Origin of the sequence: Actinosynnema sp. NPDC002837 (assembly GCF_040295345.1) — a bacterium.
Taxonomy (GTDB): domain Bacteria; phylum Actinomycetota; class Actinomycetes; order Mycobacteriales; family Pseudonocardiaceae; genus Actinosynnema.
Genome location: NZ_JBEOVG010000008.1, coordinates 1 through 18,107 on the forward strand (window position 1 = coordinate 1; position 18,107 = coordinate 18,107).

An 18,107-nucleotide genomic window follows, 5' to 3' on the forward strand; every position below is an offset into this window, starting at 1 on the left:
TGGATGCCCATCGGGTAGCCGTTGGTCTGCCCGGTGTCCCACTTGTTGGTGATGTCCTCGGTGGTGCGCCACATGTTCGCCACGTCGCCCCAGTTGCGCCGGGGCCCGGTCTTGTCGTGGATGCTGTTGGAGTTGATGCTGTAGACGATCGGGCGGCCGGTGGCGCGCAGCGCGTCGCGCATCTTCGCGAACGTGCGCACCTGGTCGTCGATCGTGCCGCTGGGCGAGCACCAGTCGTACTTGAGGAAGTCCACGCCCCACGCGGCGAACTGGCGGGCGTCCTGCTCCTCGTGGCCCAGCGCCCCGGTCGAACCGGGGTAGGAGTTGAAGTACTGGGCGCACGTCTCGGCCAGCGGCGCCTGGTAGATGCCGAACTTCAACCCTCGGGCGTGGATGTAGTCGCCGAGCGCCTTCATGCCGCTGGGGAACCGGCCCGGGTCGCCCTGGAGGTTGCCCGACGAGTCCCGGTTGGGGTTCATCCAGCAGTCGTCCACCACCACGTACTCGTAGCCCGCGTCACGCATGCCGGAGCTGACCATCGCATCGGTCATCTGCCGGATCAACGTCTCGCTGATGTTGCAGCCGAACGTGTTCCACGAGTTCCACCCCATCGGCGGCGTCCGTGCCACGCCGTTCTCCAGCGCCTGCGCGGACGACGTGTGCAGTACCGCCGTCAACGCGGACAGCAGCAGCACGCCTGCCGCTAACAGCGTTGCCGCCCTGCGAGAACGGGGAAGTCGTGTTGCGGTCACCTTGATCTCACTCCTCGGTGCGTACGACGTTCCGGCTGCCATCCGTGCTGCCGCACGGCCGGGCACTGTGCTGCCCGTTGCTCCGGAATTCCGGGTTCGACAATCCGCCGGCGGGCTTGACGTGGCGGCTTCCGTCAGCGGCGCAGGCTTCGACGGAGACAGTGTGGCACTCATTGTTCACGCTCACAAGACGGTCTCTGCGGAGGAGGTGTACGGCAATGCGGGTGATTCGCCGTTCGGATGGAGGTCTCATGAAGGTCGGCGACAGCGCTGTCAGGTGAACCTTGGTTAGCGCTAACATTTAGCAACGACGCTGGTGTCAGCCGGACGTGGAGCGCCCGTCGACCGGCAACGGTCGGTGCATCCACCGCCTGGATGTCACCGGGGGCTGGCCGTGCGGTTGCCGAGCAGGCGGAAGGCGGGGATGCACCCGGTTCCCCGGCACGCGCGCGTTCTGGGCAGCGGCGATGGTCGAAGAATCTCCGCCAAGGGCCCCGACTGTAAAGATCAGTGCGCGGATCAAGATTGATTCCTTGGAGCTTTTGCGCGGCCGACGGCCGGATTACGAGCACCAGCCCATCCGCTCGTCGCCACCGCTGCTCCGGTCCAGCCCGCGTACTTGAGTGCAGTACGGCGCGTACCCGCGGACCACGGCGTAGTACTTGTAGCCGCCCGACTTGTGCAGCAGGTGGACACCGCCGTAGGCCTTGCCGTTCCAAGTGGCCGGTCGGGAGTCGATCACCCGGTACCCGGTGCCGCACACCTCTTCGGGCGTGTACGGGTTGGCCGGGATGCCGTTCGAGTCGTCTATCGCCGTCGTCGCCCAAGGCCGACACCTCCATGCGCACCGCGCTGGAGATGGCGTTGTGGACCCGCGGGCACACAGGCCACCCGATCACGGCGGGGTTGATCCACCACTCGGACGCGGGTCTCTCGCCGAGAGAAGCAGGAGCCCGGCACTCGCCGACAACAGGGACGTCGTCGCGGCCAACCGAACGGGGAGGTGAAGCTGACACTGTCATATTGACAGTGTCAGTTATAGTCGTGTCGTGAGCGACGAGGAGCTGTGGACGATCGGGCAGCTGCCGGACCGGGTCGCCGCGCTGCTCGCCGACGATTACGGCGGCCAGCGGAGCGGCCGGGTGCGGGAGTTGCCGAACGGGCGCGCCATCCGGTGGTACACGACCATCGGGTTGGTGGATCGGCCGGTGGCGTACCGGGGACGCGCCGCGCTGTACGGGCGGCGGCACCTGCTCCAGGTGGTCGCGGTCAAGAAGTTGCAGGCGGCGGGGCACACGCTGGCGGAGATCCAGGCGGTGGTGGTGGGCGCGGACGACGGCAGGCTCGCCGAGCTGGCCGGGGTGACGCGGCAGGTCGAGCCGACTGGACGAGCCGAACCTGCGGGACGGTCGGACGACGGTGCCGCGGCGTCCCGCAGCGGGGCCTTCTGGCGCGACCGGCCCGCGTCGTCGCCACCCGCGCCACCCGCAGTGATGCCGCCGGCCGCTCCTGCACCGGTGGCCTCCGCGCCCCCGGCCGCCGGCGTCACCCGGGTCGTGCCCGGTCTGCGCCTGGGACCCGGCGTCACCCTCGTGCTCCACGCTGCCGACCGCGTCCCCGACGCGGCCGAACTCGCCGCCATCGAAACCGCCGCGGCACCCCTGCTCGACCTGCTCGCCCGCACGGGTCTGGCCCCGACCACTGGAGAGGACAACGGATGAGCACCCGCATCGCAGTCGTGGGAGACGTCGGGGCCACCCGGCCCACCGAGGACGACGGCCTGGGCTGCCTGCGCACCGAGCGTGGCAACCTCCCGCTGGAAGCCGTCGACGTCCACGCGACCATCACCGGGCTGGCCTCGCGCACCACCATCACGCAGACCTTCCACAACCCGCACCCCGACCCCCTCGAAGCGACCTACGTCTTCCCGCTGCCCGCCCGTGCCGCGGTGACCGCGCTGCGCGTGGAGGCCGACGGCCGCGTGGTGGAGGGCATGCTCAAGGAACGCGCGGCCGCGCGGGCCGACTACGACCAGGCCGTCTCCGACGGCAAGCGCGCCGCCATCGCCGAGGAGGAGCGGCCGGGCGTGTTCACCACGCGCGTCGGCAACATCGTGCCCGGCGAGCGGATCACCGTGCGCCTCACGATCGTGGGCGTGCTCGCCTACGAGGACGACACCGCCGAGTACCGCCTGCCGCTGGTCGTCGCACCCCGCTACGTCCCCGGCACCCCGCTGCCCGGCGACCAGGTCGGCGACGGCGTGGCCCACGACACCGACGCGGTGCCCGACGCCTCCCGCATCAGCCCTCCGGTGCTGCTGCCCGGTTTCCCGAACCCGGTCCGCCTGTCCCTGGTGGTGGACGTCGACCTGGCCGGTCTGCCACCCGCCGAACCCTCGGCCAGCCTGCACGCCACCGTCACCGAGGAGACCGCCGGCGGGTTCCGCGTGCGGGTCGAGCCGGGCGCGCGCGTGGACCGCGACTTCCTGCTGCGCCTGCGCTTCGCCGACGCCGACGTCGTCCGCACCTCGCTGGCCGTGCGCCCGGACGAGGACGGCGAGGGCGGCACGTTCGCGCTGACCGTGCTGCCCCCTGCGGCCGGCGGACGGCTGCCGAGCCGGGACGTGGTGCTGGTGCTGGACCGGTCGGGCTCGATGCACGGCTGGAAGGTGGTCGCGGCGCGCCGGGCCGCGAGCCGCGTGGTCGACTCGCTGCGCGCGGACGACCGGTTCGCCGTGCTGGCGTTCGACGACCGGCTGGACAGCCCGGACGAGCTGCCCGCCGGCCTGGTCGCGGCCACCGACCGCAACCGCTACCGCGCGGTGGAGTTCCTGGCCGGCCTGGAGGCCCGGGGCGGCACCGAGATGCTGAACCCCCTCCAGCGCGCGGCCGGGCTGCTCGGCGCGGAGGGCGATCGGGAACGCGTGCTGGTGCTGGTGACCGACGGCCAGGTGGGCGACGAGGACCGGTTGCTGCGCGAGGTCGCCACGAGCCTGGCGGGCGTGCGGGTGCACACCGTCGGCATCGACCGCGCGGTCAACGCGGCGTTCCTGCAACGACTCGCGGGCTCGACCGGCCGGTGCGAGCTGGTCGAGTCGGAGGACCGGCTGGACGAGGCCATGCGTGCCATCCACCACCGCATCGGCGCGCCCGTGCTGACCGGCCTGGCGGTGCGGGCCGACGGCCTGGCCGTGGAGGAGGGGTCGCTGGCCCCCGCGCCGCTGCCCGACCTGTTCCCCGGCGTCCCGGTCGTGGTCACCGGCAGGTACGCGGGCGAGCCGTCGGGCGCGGTGGAGGTCACCGGCTCGGGTGGGTGGCGGCAGCGGGTGGTGGCGGTGGCGAGCGACAACGCCGGGCTGGCCGCGCTGTGGGCCAGGGCTCGGGTGCGCGACCTGGAGGACCGCTACGTCGTGGGCGCGGGCGACCTCGACGCCCTGGAGCGGCAGGTCGTGAGGACATCGCTGGAGCACGGCGTGCTGTCCCGGTTCACCGCGTTCGTCGCGGTGGACGAACGGGTCGTCAACGAGGGCGGTCGGGTGCGGCGGGTGACGCAGCCGGTCGAACTGCCCGACGGCTGGTCGTCCGTCCCCGCGTTCGCCCGCGGAGGTGGCTACGGCGCGGCTCCGGCCGGGATGCCGGTGGCCGGGGCGCCGATGGCGGCCATGCCGTTCGTCCCCGCCGCGGCCCCGGCGGCACCCCGCGCGCGGAAGACGCGGGCCCGTGCCGGTCTCGAAGCGGCCGTGGCGAGCAGCGCGGACCTGGCAGCACCCAAGCCCGTCGCACCCGCGCCGCCCGTCCCCGCGCCGGCGGAGTTCGCCGCGGAGGCGTTGACCGGGCTGCGCGAAGCGCGAGAACCGGCTGCTGCCCTGCTCGAGCGCCTGCACCAGGCCATCGGCCGCCACCTCGCGTCGTGGCGGGCCGCGGGCGCGCCCGCCGAGGCGCTGCGGACGCTGTCGGACCTGGCCGCGGAACTCGCCGTGCCCACCACCGATCCCACCGAGGTCGACCGCCGCCTGCGGCACGCGATCGCGACGCTGGAGACCCTGGCCGAACCCCCGTCAGGCCAATCCCGGCCGGCCGAGCCCCACCGGCGCAAGCCGTTCTGGAAGCGGTGACCTCCCGTTCCCGGGGCGGAGCCCGCCTCCCCGCCCCGGGAACGGTCCGCCGCAGACGACGCTGCCTGTTGTCGCGGCGCGGAACCGACCCGTCATCGCGGTCAGGCACTTGAGGGCAACGGCCCCGAAGTCGCGCCGTAGGTCGGGGACACCGGCCGATCACCCGAACCGGCGAGCGCCCCTCGTCCAAGTGCGGCAGTACAGCTACCGGGCCTTCACCGACGCCTGTCAGAACGCCAAGGTGACCGTACCCATGGGCGCGGTCGGAGTTGCTCCCGTCCGGCGCGCTCCTTCGCCACGCCCTATGGACTGCGGCCCATGGCGGCACGGAGGATGGGGCGCATGCCACCGCCGACGCCCGACCTCGTGGTGCACGACGAAGCGTCGTGGCACCACCTCGCCGTCCACTGGGGTGATCACGTCCTCCCGTCCTCCCAGGTCGGATCGGTCACGCGCCTCGCCGCCGCCTTCCGCGACCGGGTGGGGTGAGCACCGTGACCGTCGTGGCGGACCCGGGGCAGCACCGCCGGCAGCGGGTGCGGCTGACACCGCAGCGCACGATCCAGGTACCCGTCACCGGCTCGCGGGAGGCCGAGGGGCCGCTCACCCTCGGTCAGCTCAACATCGCGCAGTGGCTGAGCCAGGTCTCCGACCACTTCTACTCGGTGCTCTGCGTCGAGCTCCCGGTGCCGGCCGTCGCCTCGGTGGACGACGTGGTCGAGACCATCGCCGTGCTGGGCGCGCGGCACGAGGCCCTGCGCACCTCCTACGACCTCGGCGAGGAGAAGCGGCAGCTGGTCGCGGCGTCCGGCACGCTCCCGCTCGAGGTCTGGGTGCTCGGTCAGGGCCGGTGGGGTCCGCGCGACCGCACGTCGGTGGCGGGGACGCTCCTCCGCCTGCTGCGCGACAACCCCGACCCGGATCGGCCGGCGATGCGGGTCGTGGTCGCGGTCTCTCCCGACGAGGACAGCAGGGTCATCGCGTGCGCGGGCGCGTTCTCGCACATGGCGGTCGACCACGGCGCGATCGAGGTCCTGCGGCGCGAGTTCGCCGAACTGGTCGGCGACACCTCCCGCCGGCACGTCGGCACACCCCGCCACCAGCCACTGGACCAGGCGCGACTGGAGGCGACCCCCGCCGAGCGGCGCCGGGCGCGGGCGGCGCAGGTCTACCTCCAGCGCCAGACCTCGAAGATCCCCCGCCTGCTCTACCACATGCCCGACACCAGCCCCGGCGGCGATCCGCTGGCCGTGGAGCTGTCCTCACCGGCCGCCGCCACGGCGGTGCGCCGGGTGGCGGCCCGCACCCGCGCCAGCCGGCAGAGCGTCGTGCTGGCCGCGATCTGCGCTGTGCTGGCCCACCGCACCGGCGACGAGGAGATCGTGCTGCCCCTGATGTCGGGCAACCGCTTCGACCGCCACCTGCTCGACTACGTCGGCTCGCTGGCCCAGGGCACGATCGCCTCCGTCGGCGTCGCCGGGCGCGACTTCGACGCGCTGGTCGCGCACACGTGGACCGCGGTCCTGGAGGCCAGCAGGCACGCCCGGTACGACGCGGCCGAACGAGCCCGGCTGGACGAGCGGATAGCCCACGAACGCGGCCTGCTGTTCCGCTACGAACCGCTGTTCAACAACCTCGCCCCCGAGCCCGGTCCCGGTACCTCGCCCGGCGCCTTGCCCGGCACCGACGAACTCCGGGCCGCACTCGCCCACACCGAGCTGCGCTGGCGTCCGGTGCAGCGCAACGCGAAACCGGTCCGCTTCAACCTCAACCAACTCGACGAGCGGCTGGTGCTCGACCTGTGGGTCGAGGACGACGGCGTGGTCCCGCGTCAGGAAGCGGAGTCACTGCTGCTGGCGTTCGAGCGCGTCCTGGTGGCCGCAGCACACGAAGACCTGACCACCGCGCGGATGCACGACCTCATCGGGTTGCCGACGGCCGAGCGCTCGGCGAACTGGCTGCTGCTCGACTCGTGCCGGGTCGACCTGCGCCAGGTCCAGTCCCTCTTGGACGACGCCCTGGCCCCGGCCGTCACCCGGGTCTTCGCCGAAGCCAACGGTCACCCCTTGGTGGCCTACGTGACCATCACGGACCAAGTCAGCACCCCTGAACAGGCCCACGCCCGCTGCATGGCCGCACTTCCCGACCACCCGGCGGTCCTCACCCCACGCCACTACGTCCTGTGCCCCACCGCCCCGACCGACCCGGCGGACCTCGCCTCCTGGCCCGCCCCCCGCCACACCGGCACGGGACGCGCACCCGCACCGCCGGTCGAGCTCTGAACGCTGGGCTCGGGTGGCCGCAGGCGATCGCGGCGGTCGACTGCCCGGGTCCGCCGGTCCCGCTCGTTGTCACCTGCGGGTCGGCCGTGTGCCGGGAGCTGGAGGCGGCTGCGATCGGGCTGACGCGCGCCATCGGAGCCCATCTGCTGCCGCTTGACCGAGACGACGTCCTTCGGACGCGACCGGGTCACCGGACCTCGCGTGGTGGCCCCTGGACCGCTCCGTGCCGCAATCGCACCTGCCTGCCGGGTGGCCGGCGGCGCCGACATGGCCCTGTGGGGTGTCAAGAGTTCTACGCCTCGATGAAGCCCGACGCACGGGACCGCTGGGTCGACAACCGGTTCGTCCCGTCGGAGTTGGCGCCACGGGTCCTGGCCCGGCCGGCCGGGTTGAAGGCGACGTGACGATTCCGCGGCACCGCTTCACCTCGCCTCGGCATGTCGCATCAACCGAATGTGTACGGAGGTTCCGGTGGCCCGCCAGAGCCTGGCCCGGGTGACCACACTCACATCCGCATGCGAAGGTTTTCGGGTCATGGCTACCGGGCACTACCGCGGGCACGCGGTCCGCGCAGGTTCCACAGCCCTTGCCCGTGCAGAGCGGTGCTCGCGTTGCTGGAGGATGCGGTGCGCGCGAACGGCGTCGACATCATCCCCGCCACCGTGCACGAGTTGGACGCGGCCGGCGGTCGTGTACGCGGTGTGCGCCTCGCCGGCGGGGAGTCGATCGCCGCACCTAACGTGGTGCCGGCCGCAGGCAGCCTCACCCAGGAGTTCATCGAGCGACTGCCCGCAGGCTCCGTCCCGCCGCTGCTGCACAGCACCGGACTCGCGGTGCAGACCCGCCGCCGGGCCTTCCCCGGCTTCGCCCACGTGGTGCGCACCCCCAACGCGGTCGGTGGGTGCGGGATACACCTGGTCCCGTTGGCCGAGCGCGGCCACGAGTACATCGGGGCGACGAACATCCTCCACTTCCACCCTGCCGCCGGCCCTGGTGTGGGAGTCACCTTCAGCTTGTTGAAGGACGCCTGCGAGCAGTTCGATCACCGGCTTGGCACTTCCCAGATCACGCGGTGGTCAACCGGGCGGCGTCCCATCGCCCTCGACGGGTTTCCCCTGATCGGCACGGTCGCCTCGCACGCGGGGTTGGTGCTTGCCACCGGCACTTACCGCGATGGCTTCCACAGCTCGCCGGTGATCGCCCGCCACGTCACCGACGTGCTCCTGCGCGGAGCCGCCGGGGACCCGCATTTCGGCTGTTTCGCCGTGGAACGCCTCCCGATTCAGCGAACGACCGTCGAGGAGTCCGTCGAGGTGTTCATCAGGCATGAAGTCGACGCCTCGGTCGACGCCGGCCTCCGCGTGCCGTACTTCCTCGACCCCGGAATCATGGCCCGCCGCCACCGGGAGGCCGCCGAACAGATCTACGACCGACTGACCGATCCGGTCGCCCTGATCCCCGAAGTGCTCGACGCCCTCACCTACCGCCCCGACGACGGCCTGTGCCAGCTCGACCACTACCTGCAGGCCGCGCGCCGGCACCACGGCACCGCACCGTCGGCGGACGGACATGCCGAGCTGCCGATGCCCGTCTCGCTGGGCGGCAACCGGTGAACCTCGCGCGGGTACGGGCAGGTGGTCGGACGCGGCCGGCGTGGGTTTCGAGCCCGCTTCGCCCACGACCTTCGAGTGGTCGGCGCCGCAGGCGTTTCACTCGCTCCTCGGCGTGCCACAAGGCGGTTGCCCAGCCGGCGCTCACCTCGCCGCGCTCGACGGCGGTCCGCACCTCCACCACGGAGCCGAACACCTGGACCGGAGGTCGGGTTGCGCACGCAGTTGCGGATCTCTGGTGTCCGTCGAACGGGGGCGAGCCGTCGGCGGACGGCCCGGCGTCCGGTGGGACGTCAGGCCGTCCGCCGACGTACGCGGGGCGTGTCAGGCGTTGCTGTTGAGCATCGCGGCGGTCAGGACGTGGCCCCCGACGCCCCAGCCGCCGTCCTCGACCTCGTCGACGAGCACGACCGTGGTCGGCCGGGCGCGTTCTCCGTAGATCTCGACGTACAGCTCGGTGGTTCGCTCGACGAGCTTCTTCTTGTCCTCGGCGCTGATGGTGCCCGCGGGGACCTTGAAGTTGGCGAATGGCACAGGTGTTCTCCTCGTTGTTGTTCAGTGCGGTGTCAGACCAGGCCGCCGTTGGCGCGCAGGACCTGGCCGTTGACCCAGCGGCCCTCGGGGCCGGTCAGGAAGGCGACGACGCCCGCGATGTCCTCCGGGGTGCCCAGTCGCTCCAGTGGTGGCGCCTTGGCCAGCGCCGCCACCTGTTCCTCGGTTTTGCCGTCCAGGAACATTTCGGTGGCCGTCGGGCCGGGCGCGACCGTGTTGACGGTGATCCCGCGTCCGCGCAGCTCGCGGGCGAGGATCAGGGTGATCGCCTCGACCGCGGCCTTGCTCGCGACGTACGCGCCGTAGCCGGGGAACTGCGTGCCCACCACGGAGGTCGAGAAGCTGACGAAGGCGCCGCCCGTGCGCAGCCGTTGAGCGGCTTGCCGCGCGACGACGAAGGCGCCGCGGATGTTGACGCGGTGCAACCGGTCCAGCACGTCCAGATCAAGCTCGGCGATGGGGGACAGGGCGAGGCGGCCCGCGGAGTTGACCACGACGTCAACGCCCCCGTACTCGCTCTCGGTGCGGTCGAACAGCTCCTCCACCGCGGTCTCGTCGGCCACGTCGGCGCGGACCGCGGTCGCGTTCCCGCCCGCGGCGGTGATCGCGTGCACGGTCTCCGCCGCGGCGTTGTCCTCCCCGGCGTAGTTGACGACGACGGCCAGTCCGTCCGCGGCGAGCCTGCGGGCGACCGCCCGACCGATGCCGCGCGAACCCCCGGTGACGATGGCGACTCGTCCGACAGTGGGGTCGGTGTTTGTCATGCCTCCACCGTGCAGGACCGTGCGGACCGGTGACAGGGGACGCCGTCCCCTGTGTCCGTGGCCCGCTCCACTGCAGACTGGAGGACGTGAACTCGATGAAGTACGCCGAGCTGGGCGCGTTCCTCCGCTCGCGGCGTGAGCGCATCCGCCCCGAGGAGGTCGGACTGGTCTCCGGGCCGCGGCGGCGCGTGCCGGGACTGCGCCGAGAGGAGGTCGCCCACCTTGCCGGGGCGTCGGTGGACTACTACAACGAGCTGGAACGCGGAGCCGGGTCGCAGCCGTCGGAACAGATGCTGGCGGCGCTGGCGCGTGCGTTGCGCCTGACCGCCGACGAGCGCGACCACCTCTACCACCTGGCCAACCGGCCGGTGCCGCCTGGCGGCGCGGGCTCGCACGTGCACCCCGGAATGCTCGACCTGCTCACCCGGTTGACCTCCACCCCCGCGCAGGTGATCACCGACCTGCACGTGACGCTCGTGCAGAACCCGCTCGCCATCGCGCTGCTCGGGGACCAGTCCCACTTCCGGGGCGAGGAAGCCAGTTTCGTCTACCGCTGGTTCACCGACCCCGAGGCGCGGCGGCTCTACCCCGAGGAGGACCACCCGGCCCAATCCAAGGCGTTCGCCGCCGACCTGCGGGCCGCCGCCGCTCGCCGCGACGCCAAGGACACCGGGGCGAGCGCGCTCGTCGCCGGACTCCTCGACCGCTCCGCCGAGTTCGCCGGGCTGTGGGCCGAGCACGACGTGGCGTTCCGCCGCGACGACCGCAAGCGCATCGCCCATCCCGCGCTCGGCCTGGTCGAGGTCAACTGCCTCACCCTGTTCAGCGAGGACGGTCGTCAGCGCCTGCTGTGGTTCACCCCCGCGCTGGGCACCGACAGCGTCGACAAGTTGGAGTTGCTCGCCGTCATCGGCACCCAGGAGTTCACGCCGCACCCCGACTAGTTGTACTGCCCTGCGTGGTGCGAAAGGTCCGACACTGAGTCGGATTATCTTGGAATGAGGGGCGGCCTCCGGGTCCGGTGTGGATAGGGACATCTGCGCCGGCAGGCCACGGCGGCTGTTCGTCCACGGCAACTCCTCGTCAGCTCGCACGTCTGGCGAACTGGCGCATGGATCTGGCCGCCGTGCGGTTGCGCGACAGTCATGACTCCCTCGTCCAGGCGGGACTCCCCGTTCCGGTCACCAGAGCGGTCTGGTGGGCGATGACGACGAGTTGCGCGCGGTCGCGTGCCTCCAGGTTGGTCATGGCGCGCTGTACGTGGGCGCGAACGGTGAAGGGTTCATCGGCCGTGAGCGGCCGTCGGTGTACATCACTCGACCGTTCAGCTTGAGGATGCGAAGAACCGCGTCTCGCCACGAACCGGAATCACGGCCGACGCTGTCGGCGTCAGGGGACAACCCCACGTCCAGGGACGGCCGCCCGTACGCGTGTAGTGCGTCCGCACCAGGAGCGGGCCGGGCTGGTCCGTGCGCACCAGGCGAAGACGATCCGGGCGAACGATGTGCGGGACCGCGGTTGGCGACAGGGTTGGTGGCGGAATCGTCCGGCGGCGGGCCGGACGGCGAAGCGGCGGGAAGAAACGTTGCACGACAGCGGAAACAGGACCGACGCGGTTCGGCTGACGGCCGTCCGCAAGGTCACTTTCCCGTCACGGAAAGGATTCCCATGACCACCACCCTGGCTGCTCCGGTGCGGGCCGGGAGGGCCGCGGTCGGGGCTCTCGGCATGCTGGCCCTCGCCAGTGGCGCCCTGGAGTCGGTGGTGCAGCCGACGGTGCCGCTCTTGCAACGCGAACTGGGCATGGGGCCCACCGGAGGGGCACTGCTCAGCATCCTGCTCCCGATCACCGGCGCACTCGTCACACCGTTGGCGGGCAGGTTCGGCGACCGCTACGGCGGAAAACGTGTCCTGGTCCGGCTGATGATCGTGGTGTGCGTCGGCGGCGTGGTGTCCGCACTCGCGCCGAGTCTGCCCGTGCTGCTGGCCGGCCAGGTCCTGCAGGGCGCGATGGTCGGCGCGCTGCCCCTGTCGTTCATCGTCGTGCGCAAGCACCTGTCCGCAGGAGAGTCGAAGGCGGCCATCGGCGTGGTCAGTGGCCTGTTCGTGGGAGGCGGGATGGTGGGCATGCTGCTGGCCGGGCCCGTGGCGGAACAGCTGTCCCGGCACTGGATGTTCGCGCTGCCGACGATCGCCGTCATCGTGGCCACCCTTCTCGTGAACCGGTTGGTGCCGGCGGATTCGGCAGACGGGTCGGGCGACGCCGGGGTCGACTGGCCCGGGCTGGTCCTGTTGAGCGGGGTGCTGATCACGCTCATGCTCACGATCGACTTCGCGCTCGACCTCGCTTCGCAGCCGCTCGCGCTTTGCGGCCTCGTCGTGCTGCTGGTCGCACTGGTGGCCGGCTGGATCGCCGTCGAGCGTCGCGCGGCCTCGCCGCTGATCGATCTGCGCTTGCTGGCCCGGCCCATGATGTGGAAGTCGGGCGTGGCGACGTTCATGATCTGCGTCGGCACCTCGATGGCGATCTTCCTCGTCACGCAGCTGTGGAGCGCGCCCGGTGACGGGTATGGCTTCGGGGCCGGTGCCACCGAGATCGGCTTGTTCCTGTTGCCCGGCACCGTGGTCGCGACGTTGGCCGGACCGGTGGGCGGGAGCTGGGAGCGGCGTTCCGGCTCACGTGCCGTGGCCACCGCCGGGGTCGTCATCATGACCCTGGCCCTGGTCGGCATGGCGGTCGTGCACACCGAGGCGTGGCACCTCGTGGTCGGCAAGGCACTGGTCGCCCTGGCCAACGGCCTGGTCGTCACCGCGATGACGACGGGCATCGCGACCTCCGTCGCGCCGAACGAGACCGGCGTCGCCACCAGCCTGATCCTGGTGACCCGCGTGCTCGGGATGGCCTCGGGCGGGATGTTCGGTGGCGTGCTCCTCGCCGCCGGGACCCCGTCGGGGTCGGACGTGGCGGCCGAATCGTCGTACATGACCGGATTCGTCATCGCCGGCGCCGTCACGGCGCTGGCCCTGCTCGTCACCCGCACCATGCACAAGGGAGTCAAGGCATGATCTTCACCACTCACCTGAACGACGTTCGCAGCACCCCGAAGGGCAGGGTGCTGGTTTCCGGTGCCGGCATCGCCGGTCCCACGCTCGCGTACTGGCTGACCCGCTACGGATACGCGGTCACGGTGGTGGAGCGGGCGGCTGCGGTTCGCAGCGGTGGTTATCCCGTCGACGTCCGCGGCACCGCGCTGGAGGTCGTCCGGAGGATGGGGATTCTCCCACGATTGCGCGACGCGCACATCGAACTGCGCCGGCTGACCTTCCTCGACGGGAACGGCGGTGAGGTGGCCTCGGTCCACCCGCACGCGGTCACCGGAGGTGCGAGGGGAAGGGACCTGGAGGTGCGGCGCGGGGACCTGACCGACGCGCTTTACCTGGCGGTCCGCGACGACGTGGAGTTCCTGTTCAACGACTCGGTCGACACCCTCGTCCAGTCCGGCGACGGGGTCGACGTCACTTTCCGCGGCGGCGGCCAACGCACGTTCGACCTGGTGTTGGGTGCGGACGGTGCGCATTCCCGGACCCGGGAACTCGTGTTCGGCCCCGAAGAGCGGTTCCGCCGGTACCTCGGCTACTGCTTCGCCGTGTTCCGCATGCGCAACACCTTCGGGCTCTCCCACGAGACCGTCATGTGGAACACCCCGGGCCGGTCGGCGGCGCTCTACGCCGTGGGGGAGGACGACGAGGTGCACGCCTTCCTGAACTTCGCCCGGCCGGAACCGCCGTCCGACGTGTTCGCGAACCCGGAAGCACAACGGGATCTCGTCGCCGAGGTCTTCGCCGACGCGGGTTGGGAGGTCCCCGGAATGCTGGCCGCCATGCACGAGGCGGACGACGTGTTCTTCGACGGTGTCAGCCAGATCCGCATGCCCCGCTGGCACCGCGGCAGGGTCGCGCTGGCGGGCGACGCCGCGTACGCGCCTTCGTTCCTCACCGGACAGGGCTCCAGCCTCGCGCTCGTCGGCGCGTACATGCTCGCCGGTTCCCTGGCCGGGCGGGACCACACCACCGGGCTCGCCGCCTATGAAGACGGCACGCGTGAGTTCGTGGCCGCGAACCAGGGGCTGGTCGGCGAGGGCGGCGCCACGCTCTTCCCGACCACCGCTCAGGCCCTGGAACAGCGCAACGAGAGGCTGCGCAAGCTCGGCACCACGCCCTCCGCCGAGCCGCGACCGGCTCATTCGGCCCTCACGCTGCCCGAGTTCATGCCCCTGAAGCCCTCCACCAGCTGATCGACAACGGCCGGTCGAGGGCCGGCTCAGTACGCCGCGAGCGCAGTCGGCCGAGCTGCCGGTGCACGGTGGCGGGGTTCCGGTCCGTCACGCGAGCCGGCTCCGCCGCAGTGCCGCGTCCTTCGTCGGAGCCGGGGTTTCGATCCTGGCTGCGGGCTCTTTGCTCTTTCGTCAGCTGAGGCGATCGAGGGCGGCGGCGCTCGAGCTGCCCGGCTCGGCCGTGTACATCACCAGGGTGTGTCCGGCGCCCGGGAACAGCAGGGTGGTCCGATCCAGCTCCAGCTCTCCCAAAGCCGGGTGCTTCACCCGCTTGCGGACGGCGGGGATGGGGCGCACGTCGTGGTCACGCCAGCCGGCGGCGAAATCGGCGTCGTGGGCGGCGAACTCGTTGATCAGTTCAGCCAGCTCGCGGTCGGCGGGGTGCTTCAGGGCGGCCGTGCGCAATTGCGAGGCGGATTGCCGCGCGAACGTCGCTTCCGCCTCCGGTGCGGCGTCGCACAGGGTGCCGGCCAGCACCAGGGCAAGCCGGACGGCGTTGCGTTCGCCGGGTGCCAACTGGCCGAAGTCCGTGATCAAGGCCACCGCCGCGCGGTTCCAGGCGACGATGTCCTGCCTGCTGTTCACGATGTAGGCCGGAATGGCGCCGAGCCGGTCGAGGAGCGCACGCGCTCCATCGGGGATTCGCTCGGGCTCGCTGTGCGCGTCGGGCAGGATCTGGCCGGCCAGCCTGGCCAGGTGCTCGCGCTCCGCTCCGGTGAGCTGAAGGGCTGTCGCCAGCGCGTCGAGCACCTGCGGAGACGGGCGGGAGGCACGTGCCTGCTCCAGCCGCTCGTAGTAGCTGACCGACACCTGCGCCCAAGCCGCCACCTCCTCGCGGCGCAGACCAGGGGTGCGCCGGGCACGCTGCCCCGGTCCGTGCGCCCGCGCGGCGGCCTCCGGTCGCAGGTTCTCCCGGCGGCGGCGGAGGAAATCGGCGAGCTCTTGTCCGGACACACCGCCATCATCCCAGGCGGCGTCCGGCTTGACCTCCCCCTGGCAGTCCGGGGCTGAAGCGTGGGTTCCTCGGGTGCTTGCCTGCTGGGCACGCTGGTCCGGCAAGCAGAGTTCCCGAGGAGGATGACGTGCCCAGTGCACCGGAGGAAGTTTTCCGGCGTCTGCTCGACCTGATGCTGAAGAAGGAGATGGACGCTGTCGCGGATCTTTGGGCTGTGGATGGCACCGCGGAGTTCCCCTTCGCCGCCGGCGATGCGCCGCGGCGCCTGATGGGGCGCGAAGAAGTCCGCGGTTACCTGGCCGGATACCCGGAACTGCTCGATATGCGGGAAGTCGCCGCGCTCACCGTGCGTCCGACCGAGGACGCGGATACCGCGGTGATCGAGTGGACGGCCGAGGGCCGCACGGTTCGCACCGGCGAGCGTTACCGGCTGGATTACGTCGTCGTGCTGACGGTGCGCGATGACCGGATCACGGTGTATCGCGACTACTGGAGTCCGCTGGCGACGGCTCGCGCGGCCGGGCGGCTGCCCGAGCTGATCGCTTCGCTCGACCCGGACGGTGCCTCGTGACCGGGGTGCTCGTGACCGGAGGCACCGGGAAGACCGGTGCGGCACTCGTCGAACGGCTTCGCGGGGCGGGGGTACCGGTGCGGATCGCGAGCCGGCGCCCCTCCGCCGGCGATCCCGACGCGATCCGATTCGCTTGGGAGGACCCGAGCACGCACGAAGCCGCGCTGCGCGGCATGGATCGCGTCTTCCTGGTTCCCCCGGTGGAAAGCGTCGACCCCTTGCCCTTGGCCGGGCCTTTCCTGCGCCAGGCCCGGCGGTCCGGCGTGCGCCGGGTCGTGCTGCTCGGTTCCGCCATCGTCCTGCCGAACGCGCCCAGCGCGCTGGAACTGGCGGCACAGGTGCGGGCCGAGCCGGGCTGGGTGGTGCTGCGCCCGTCGGGGTTCATGCAGAACTTCCTGCGCCCGCACCCGCTGGGGGAAGGCATCCACCGGCTCGGCGAGATCCGCACCGCGGCCGGCGACGGCAAGGTGGGATGGATCGACGTCCGGGACGTCGCGGCTTCCGCAGCGGCCTTGCTGGGGGATCCCGAAGTCCGCGCCGCGGGCGACGATCTCCTGCTCACCGGGCCCGAGGGTCTGAGCTATGGCGACACCGCGGAAGCCATCACCGCCCAGACGGGCCGCCGGATCCGGGTGCGGCAAATCGAGCCGGACGAGCAGGCCGCGGCTTACCGGGCCGCCGGACTGCCCGCCGAGTTCGCCGCTGCCCTCGCGACCGTCGAGGACGGGATCCGGCGCGGGCGGGAAGACCGCGTCAGCACGACGGTACTCGACCTGACCGGCCGGCCGCCCCGCACCTTCGCGCGGTTCGTCTCGGAGCACGCGGACGAATGGCGCGGGAAGTGACCACGGGGCTGGGTGCCCGTTGCCTCAGGCCGGCAAGGGAAGCCGCTTGGTCGGCTTGGTGAGCTGGTTGCGCGGGTGCCCCAAGCCGTGGCGTCACGCCTTGTCATGGCGGATCCCCTCTCCTCCTCGACGCGGACGTCGTCCTCACCGCGACGTGCCGGACAGCGCCGCCTCAGCCGCCTGCCGTCGGCCGCGGATTCTGCGGGCCAGACCGAGGAGGACCGAGCGCAGCGCCTCGGCCCGACGACTGGAGGGGACGAACATCTGCTGCTTGAGGCGCGCGGTGCGCTGGTGCTTGGTGATGAACGGCCGCAGCCCGCCCTCCCAGGCGTCCAGAGCGGCGGCGAGGTCGTCGGGGTGCTCCCGCAGGGCCACGCCCAGCGCGGCCCCGCCGCGCAGCGACGACGTGGCACCCATGCCCGAGTAGAGGTTCAAGCACCACGCGGCGTCCCCCACCAGTACGACCCGGCCCTTGCTCCACCGGGGCATCCGCACCTGGTGCACCGAGTCGAACAGGTGGTCCGGGGCCTCTTCCAGGGAGTCCAGGACGTGCCGCACCACGGGATCGTCCATGCGCGAGAAGACCGAGCGCAGCCGATCGACCCGCGACCCGCCGAACTGGTCCTGGATGTCCGTCGTCCGGTAGGTCAGCAGTGCGGTGGGCGCGTGGTCGGCGAGCCCGAAGACCCACACCGCCCGCTTCGCGCGCGCAATGATGATGCTGTCACTCGCCGCGTAGGAGGGCACCTGCTCCTTCAGTTGGAAGGCGCAGATCATCGCGTTCCACTTGGTCAGGTAGTCCTCGTCCGGACCGAACACCATCCGGCGCACGCTCGAGCGCATCCCGTCCGCGCCGACCACGAGATCGAAGTCCTCGCGGTACCGCTGCCCGGTGCCGGCGTCCTCGAGCAGGACCTGCACTTCGGCAGGACCGTCGGTGATCGCGACCGGAGTGGTCCCGAACCGCACCTCGACGCCGGTGCTGCTCTGCCACAGCGCGGCCTCGATGTCCCCGCGCAGTACCGCTGCGGGTTCACCGGGCTGGTCCAGGAATCCCAGGGCCGGCCTGCGCCTGCCCCGGCGATCCAGCGACCACGTGTTCGCGCCCGCCTTCCGTTCCGGGTTGCGGGTGTGCAGGTGGTCGGCGATGCCCAGGTCGACCGCGGCCCGCCGGCCTTCCGGGAACAGCCCGACGAAGTAGCCCCCGGTACGCCGCTCGGGCGCCCGTTCGACGATCACCGGCGTCCACCCGGCCCGGCGCAGCCCGATCGCCGCGGACATCCCCGCGATCCCGAGCCCCACCACCAACACCCTCTTCCGCATGGCGG

General features: G+C 71.7%; 16 protein-coding genes. 10 read left to right on the plus strand and 6 right to left on the minus strand.

Annotated elements, in window-relative coordinates:
* On the minus strand, positions 1-695 hold a 695-nt coding region (locus ABTZ99_RS08110), incomplete at its 3' end, for a glycoside hydrolase family 27 protein (protein WP_499609385.1).
* Between the two features lie 619 nt (positions 696-1,314).
* Positions 1,315-1,494, minus strand: coding sequence for a hypothetical protein (locus tag ABTZ99_RS08115; protein ID WP_499609388.1), 180 nt, complete (start codon positions 1,492-1,494; stop codon positions 1,315-1,317).
* Between the two features lie 307 nt (positions 1,495-1,801).
* Here ABTZ99_RS08115 and ABTZ99_RS08120 point away from each other — a divergent pair, with 307 nt between their 5' ends.
* From ABTZ99_RS08120 to ABTZ99_RS08140, 5 genes are all read left to right on the plus strand, one after another.
* On the plus strand, positions 1,802-2,473 hold the full coding sequence (locus tag ABTZ99_RS08120) for a MerR family transcriptional regulator (protein WP_498783151.1): 672 nt from the start codon (positions 1,802-1,804) through the stop codon (positions 2,471-2,473).
* Entirely contained in the window at positions 2,470-4,866 is a 2,397-nt protein-coding gene (locus tag ABTZ99_RS08125; RefSeq protein WP_499609391.1) for a VIT domain-containing protein, read from the plus strand. Before ABTZ99_RS08120 ends, ABTZ99_RS08125 begins: the two co-directional genes overlap by 4 nt.
* A gap of 342 nt (positions 4,867-5,208) precedes the next feature.
* Positions 5,209-5,355 (plus strand): hypothetical protein, encoded by a 147-nt coding sequence (locus ABTZ99_RS08130; protein WP_499609394.1) that lies wholly within the window; start codon positions 5,209-5,211, stop codon positions 5,353-5,355.
* Positions 5,356-5,360: 5 nt separating this feature from the next.
* Positions 5,361-7,148 carry a condensation domain-containing protein gene (locus ABTZ99_RS08135; RefSeq protein ID WP_499609396.1) on the plus strand — a complete coding sequence of 596 codons (1,788 nt, stop codon included), beginning with the start codon at positions 5,361-5,363 and terminating at the stop codon, positions 7,146-7,148.
* A gap of 602 nt (positions 7,149-7,750) precedes the next feature.
* Positions 7,751-8,761: an NAD(P)/FAD-dependent oxidoreductase gene (locus tag ABTZ99_RS08140; protein WP_499609398.1), complete on the plus strand. Its 1,011-nt coding sequence runs from the start codon at positions 7,751-7,753 to the stop codon at positions 8,759-8,761.
* A 321-nt stretch (positions 8,762-9,082) separates the two neighbouring features.
* On the opposite strand, the gene ABTZ99_RS08145 is transcribed toward ABTZ99_RS08140, so the two are convergent.
* Together ABTZ99_RS08145 and ABTZ99_RS08150 are read right to left on the minus strand one after the other, a co-directional pair.
* Complete coding sequence (locus tag ABTZ99_RS08145; RefSeq protein ID WP_499609401.1) at positions 9,083-9,292, minus strand: 4-oxalocrotonate tautomerase family protein; 210 nt, start codon at positions 9,290-9,292, stop codon at positions 9,083-9,085.
* 32 nt (positions 9,293-9,324) lie between these two features.
* Positions 9,325-10,074 (minus strand): SDR family oxidoreductase, encoded by a 750-nt coding sequence (locus ABTZ99_RS08150; protein WP_499609404.1) that lies wholly within the window; start codon positions 10,072-10,074, stop codon positions 9,325-9,327.
* A gap of 95 nt (positions 10,075-10,169) precedes the next feature.
* On the opposite strand from ABTZ99_RS08150, the gene ABTZ99_RS08155 reads away from it, so the two are divergent.
* The 3 genes from ABTZ99_RS08155 to ABTZ99_RS08165 all read left to right on the plus strand — a co-directional run bounded on the left by ABTZ99_RS08155 (position 10,170) and on the right by ABTZ99_RS08165 (position 14,369).
* Positions 10,170-11,018 (plus strand): helix-turn-helix transcriptional regulator, encoded by an 849-nt coding sequence (locus tag ABTZ99_RS08155; protein ID WP_499609701.1) that lies wholly within the window; start codon positions 10,170-10,172, stop codon positions 11,016-11,018.
* A gap of 574 nt (positions 11,019-11,592) precedes the next feature.
* Positions 11,593-13,140: an MFS transporter gene (locus ABTZ99_RS08160; RefSeq protein ID WP_499609407.1), complete on the plus strand. Its 1,548-nt coding sequence runs from the start codon at positions 11,593-11,595 to the stop codon at positions 13,138-13,140.
* Positions 13,137-14,369, plus strand: coding sequence for an FAD-dependent monooxygenase (locus tag ABTZ99_RS08165; RefSeq protein ID WP_499609410.1), 1,233 nt, complete (start codon positions 13,137-13,139; stop codon positions 14,367-14,369). Before ABTZ99_RS08160 ends, ABTZ99_RS08165 begins: the two co-directional genes overlap by 4 nt.
* A gap of 171 nt (positions 14,370-14,540) precedes the next feature.
* Here ABTZ99_RS08165 and ABTZ99_RS08170 read toward each other — a convergent pair whose 3' ends face one another.
* The gene (locus ABTZ99_RS08170; protein WP_499609413.1) at positions 14,541-15,362 is read right to left on the minus strand and encodes a helix-turn-helix transcriptional regulator; all 822 of its coding nucleotides are present in this window, start codon (positions 15,360-15,362) and stop codon (positions 14,541-14,543) included.
* Positions 15,363-15,490: 128 nt separating this feature from the next.
* On the opposite strand from ABTZ99_RS08170, the gene ABTZ99_RS08175 reads away from it, so the two are divergent.
* Both ABTZ99_RS08175 and ABTZ99_RS08180 read left to right on the plus strand, forming a co-directional pair.
* Entirely contained in the window at positions 15,491-15,934 is a 444-nt protein-coding gene (locus tag ABTZ99_RS08175) for a nuclear transport factor 2 family protein (RefSeq protein WP_499609415.1), read from the plus strand.
* Positions 15,931-16,779: an NAD(P)H-binding protein gene (locus tag ABTZ99_RS08180; RefSeq protein WP_498783128.1), complete on the plus strand. Its 849-nt coding sequence runs from the start codon at positions 15,931-15,933 to the stop codon at positions 16,777-16,779. Before ABTZ99_RS08175 ends, ABTZ99_RS08180 begins: the two co-directional genes overlap by 4 nt.
* A 144-nt stretch (positions 16,780-16,923) precedes the next feature.
* On the opposite strand, the gene ABTZ99_RS08185 is transcribed toward ABTZ99_RS08180, so the two are convergent.
* A complete protein-coding gene (locus ABTZ99_RS08185) occupies positions 16,924-18,102 on the minus strand; it encodes an FAD-dependent monooxygenase (protein ID WP_499609418.1) in 1,179 nt (392 codons plus the stop codon).
* Positions 18,103-18,107 lie beyond the last annotated feature (5 nt).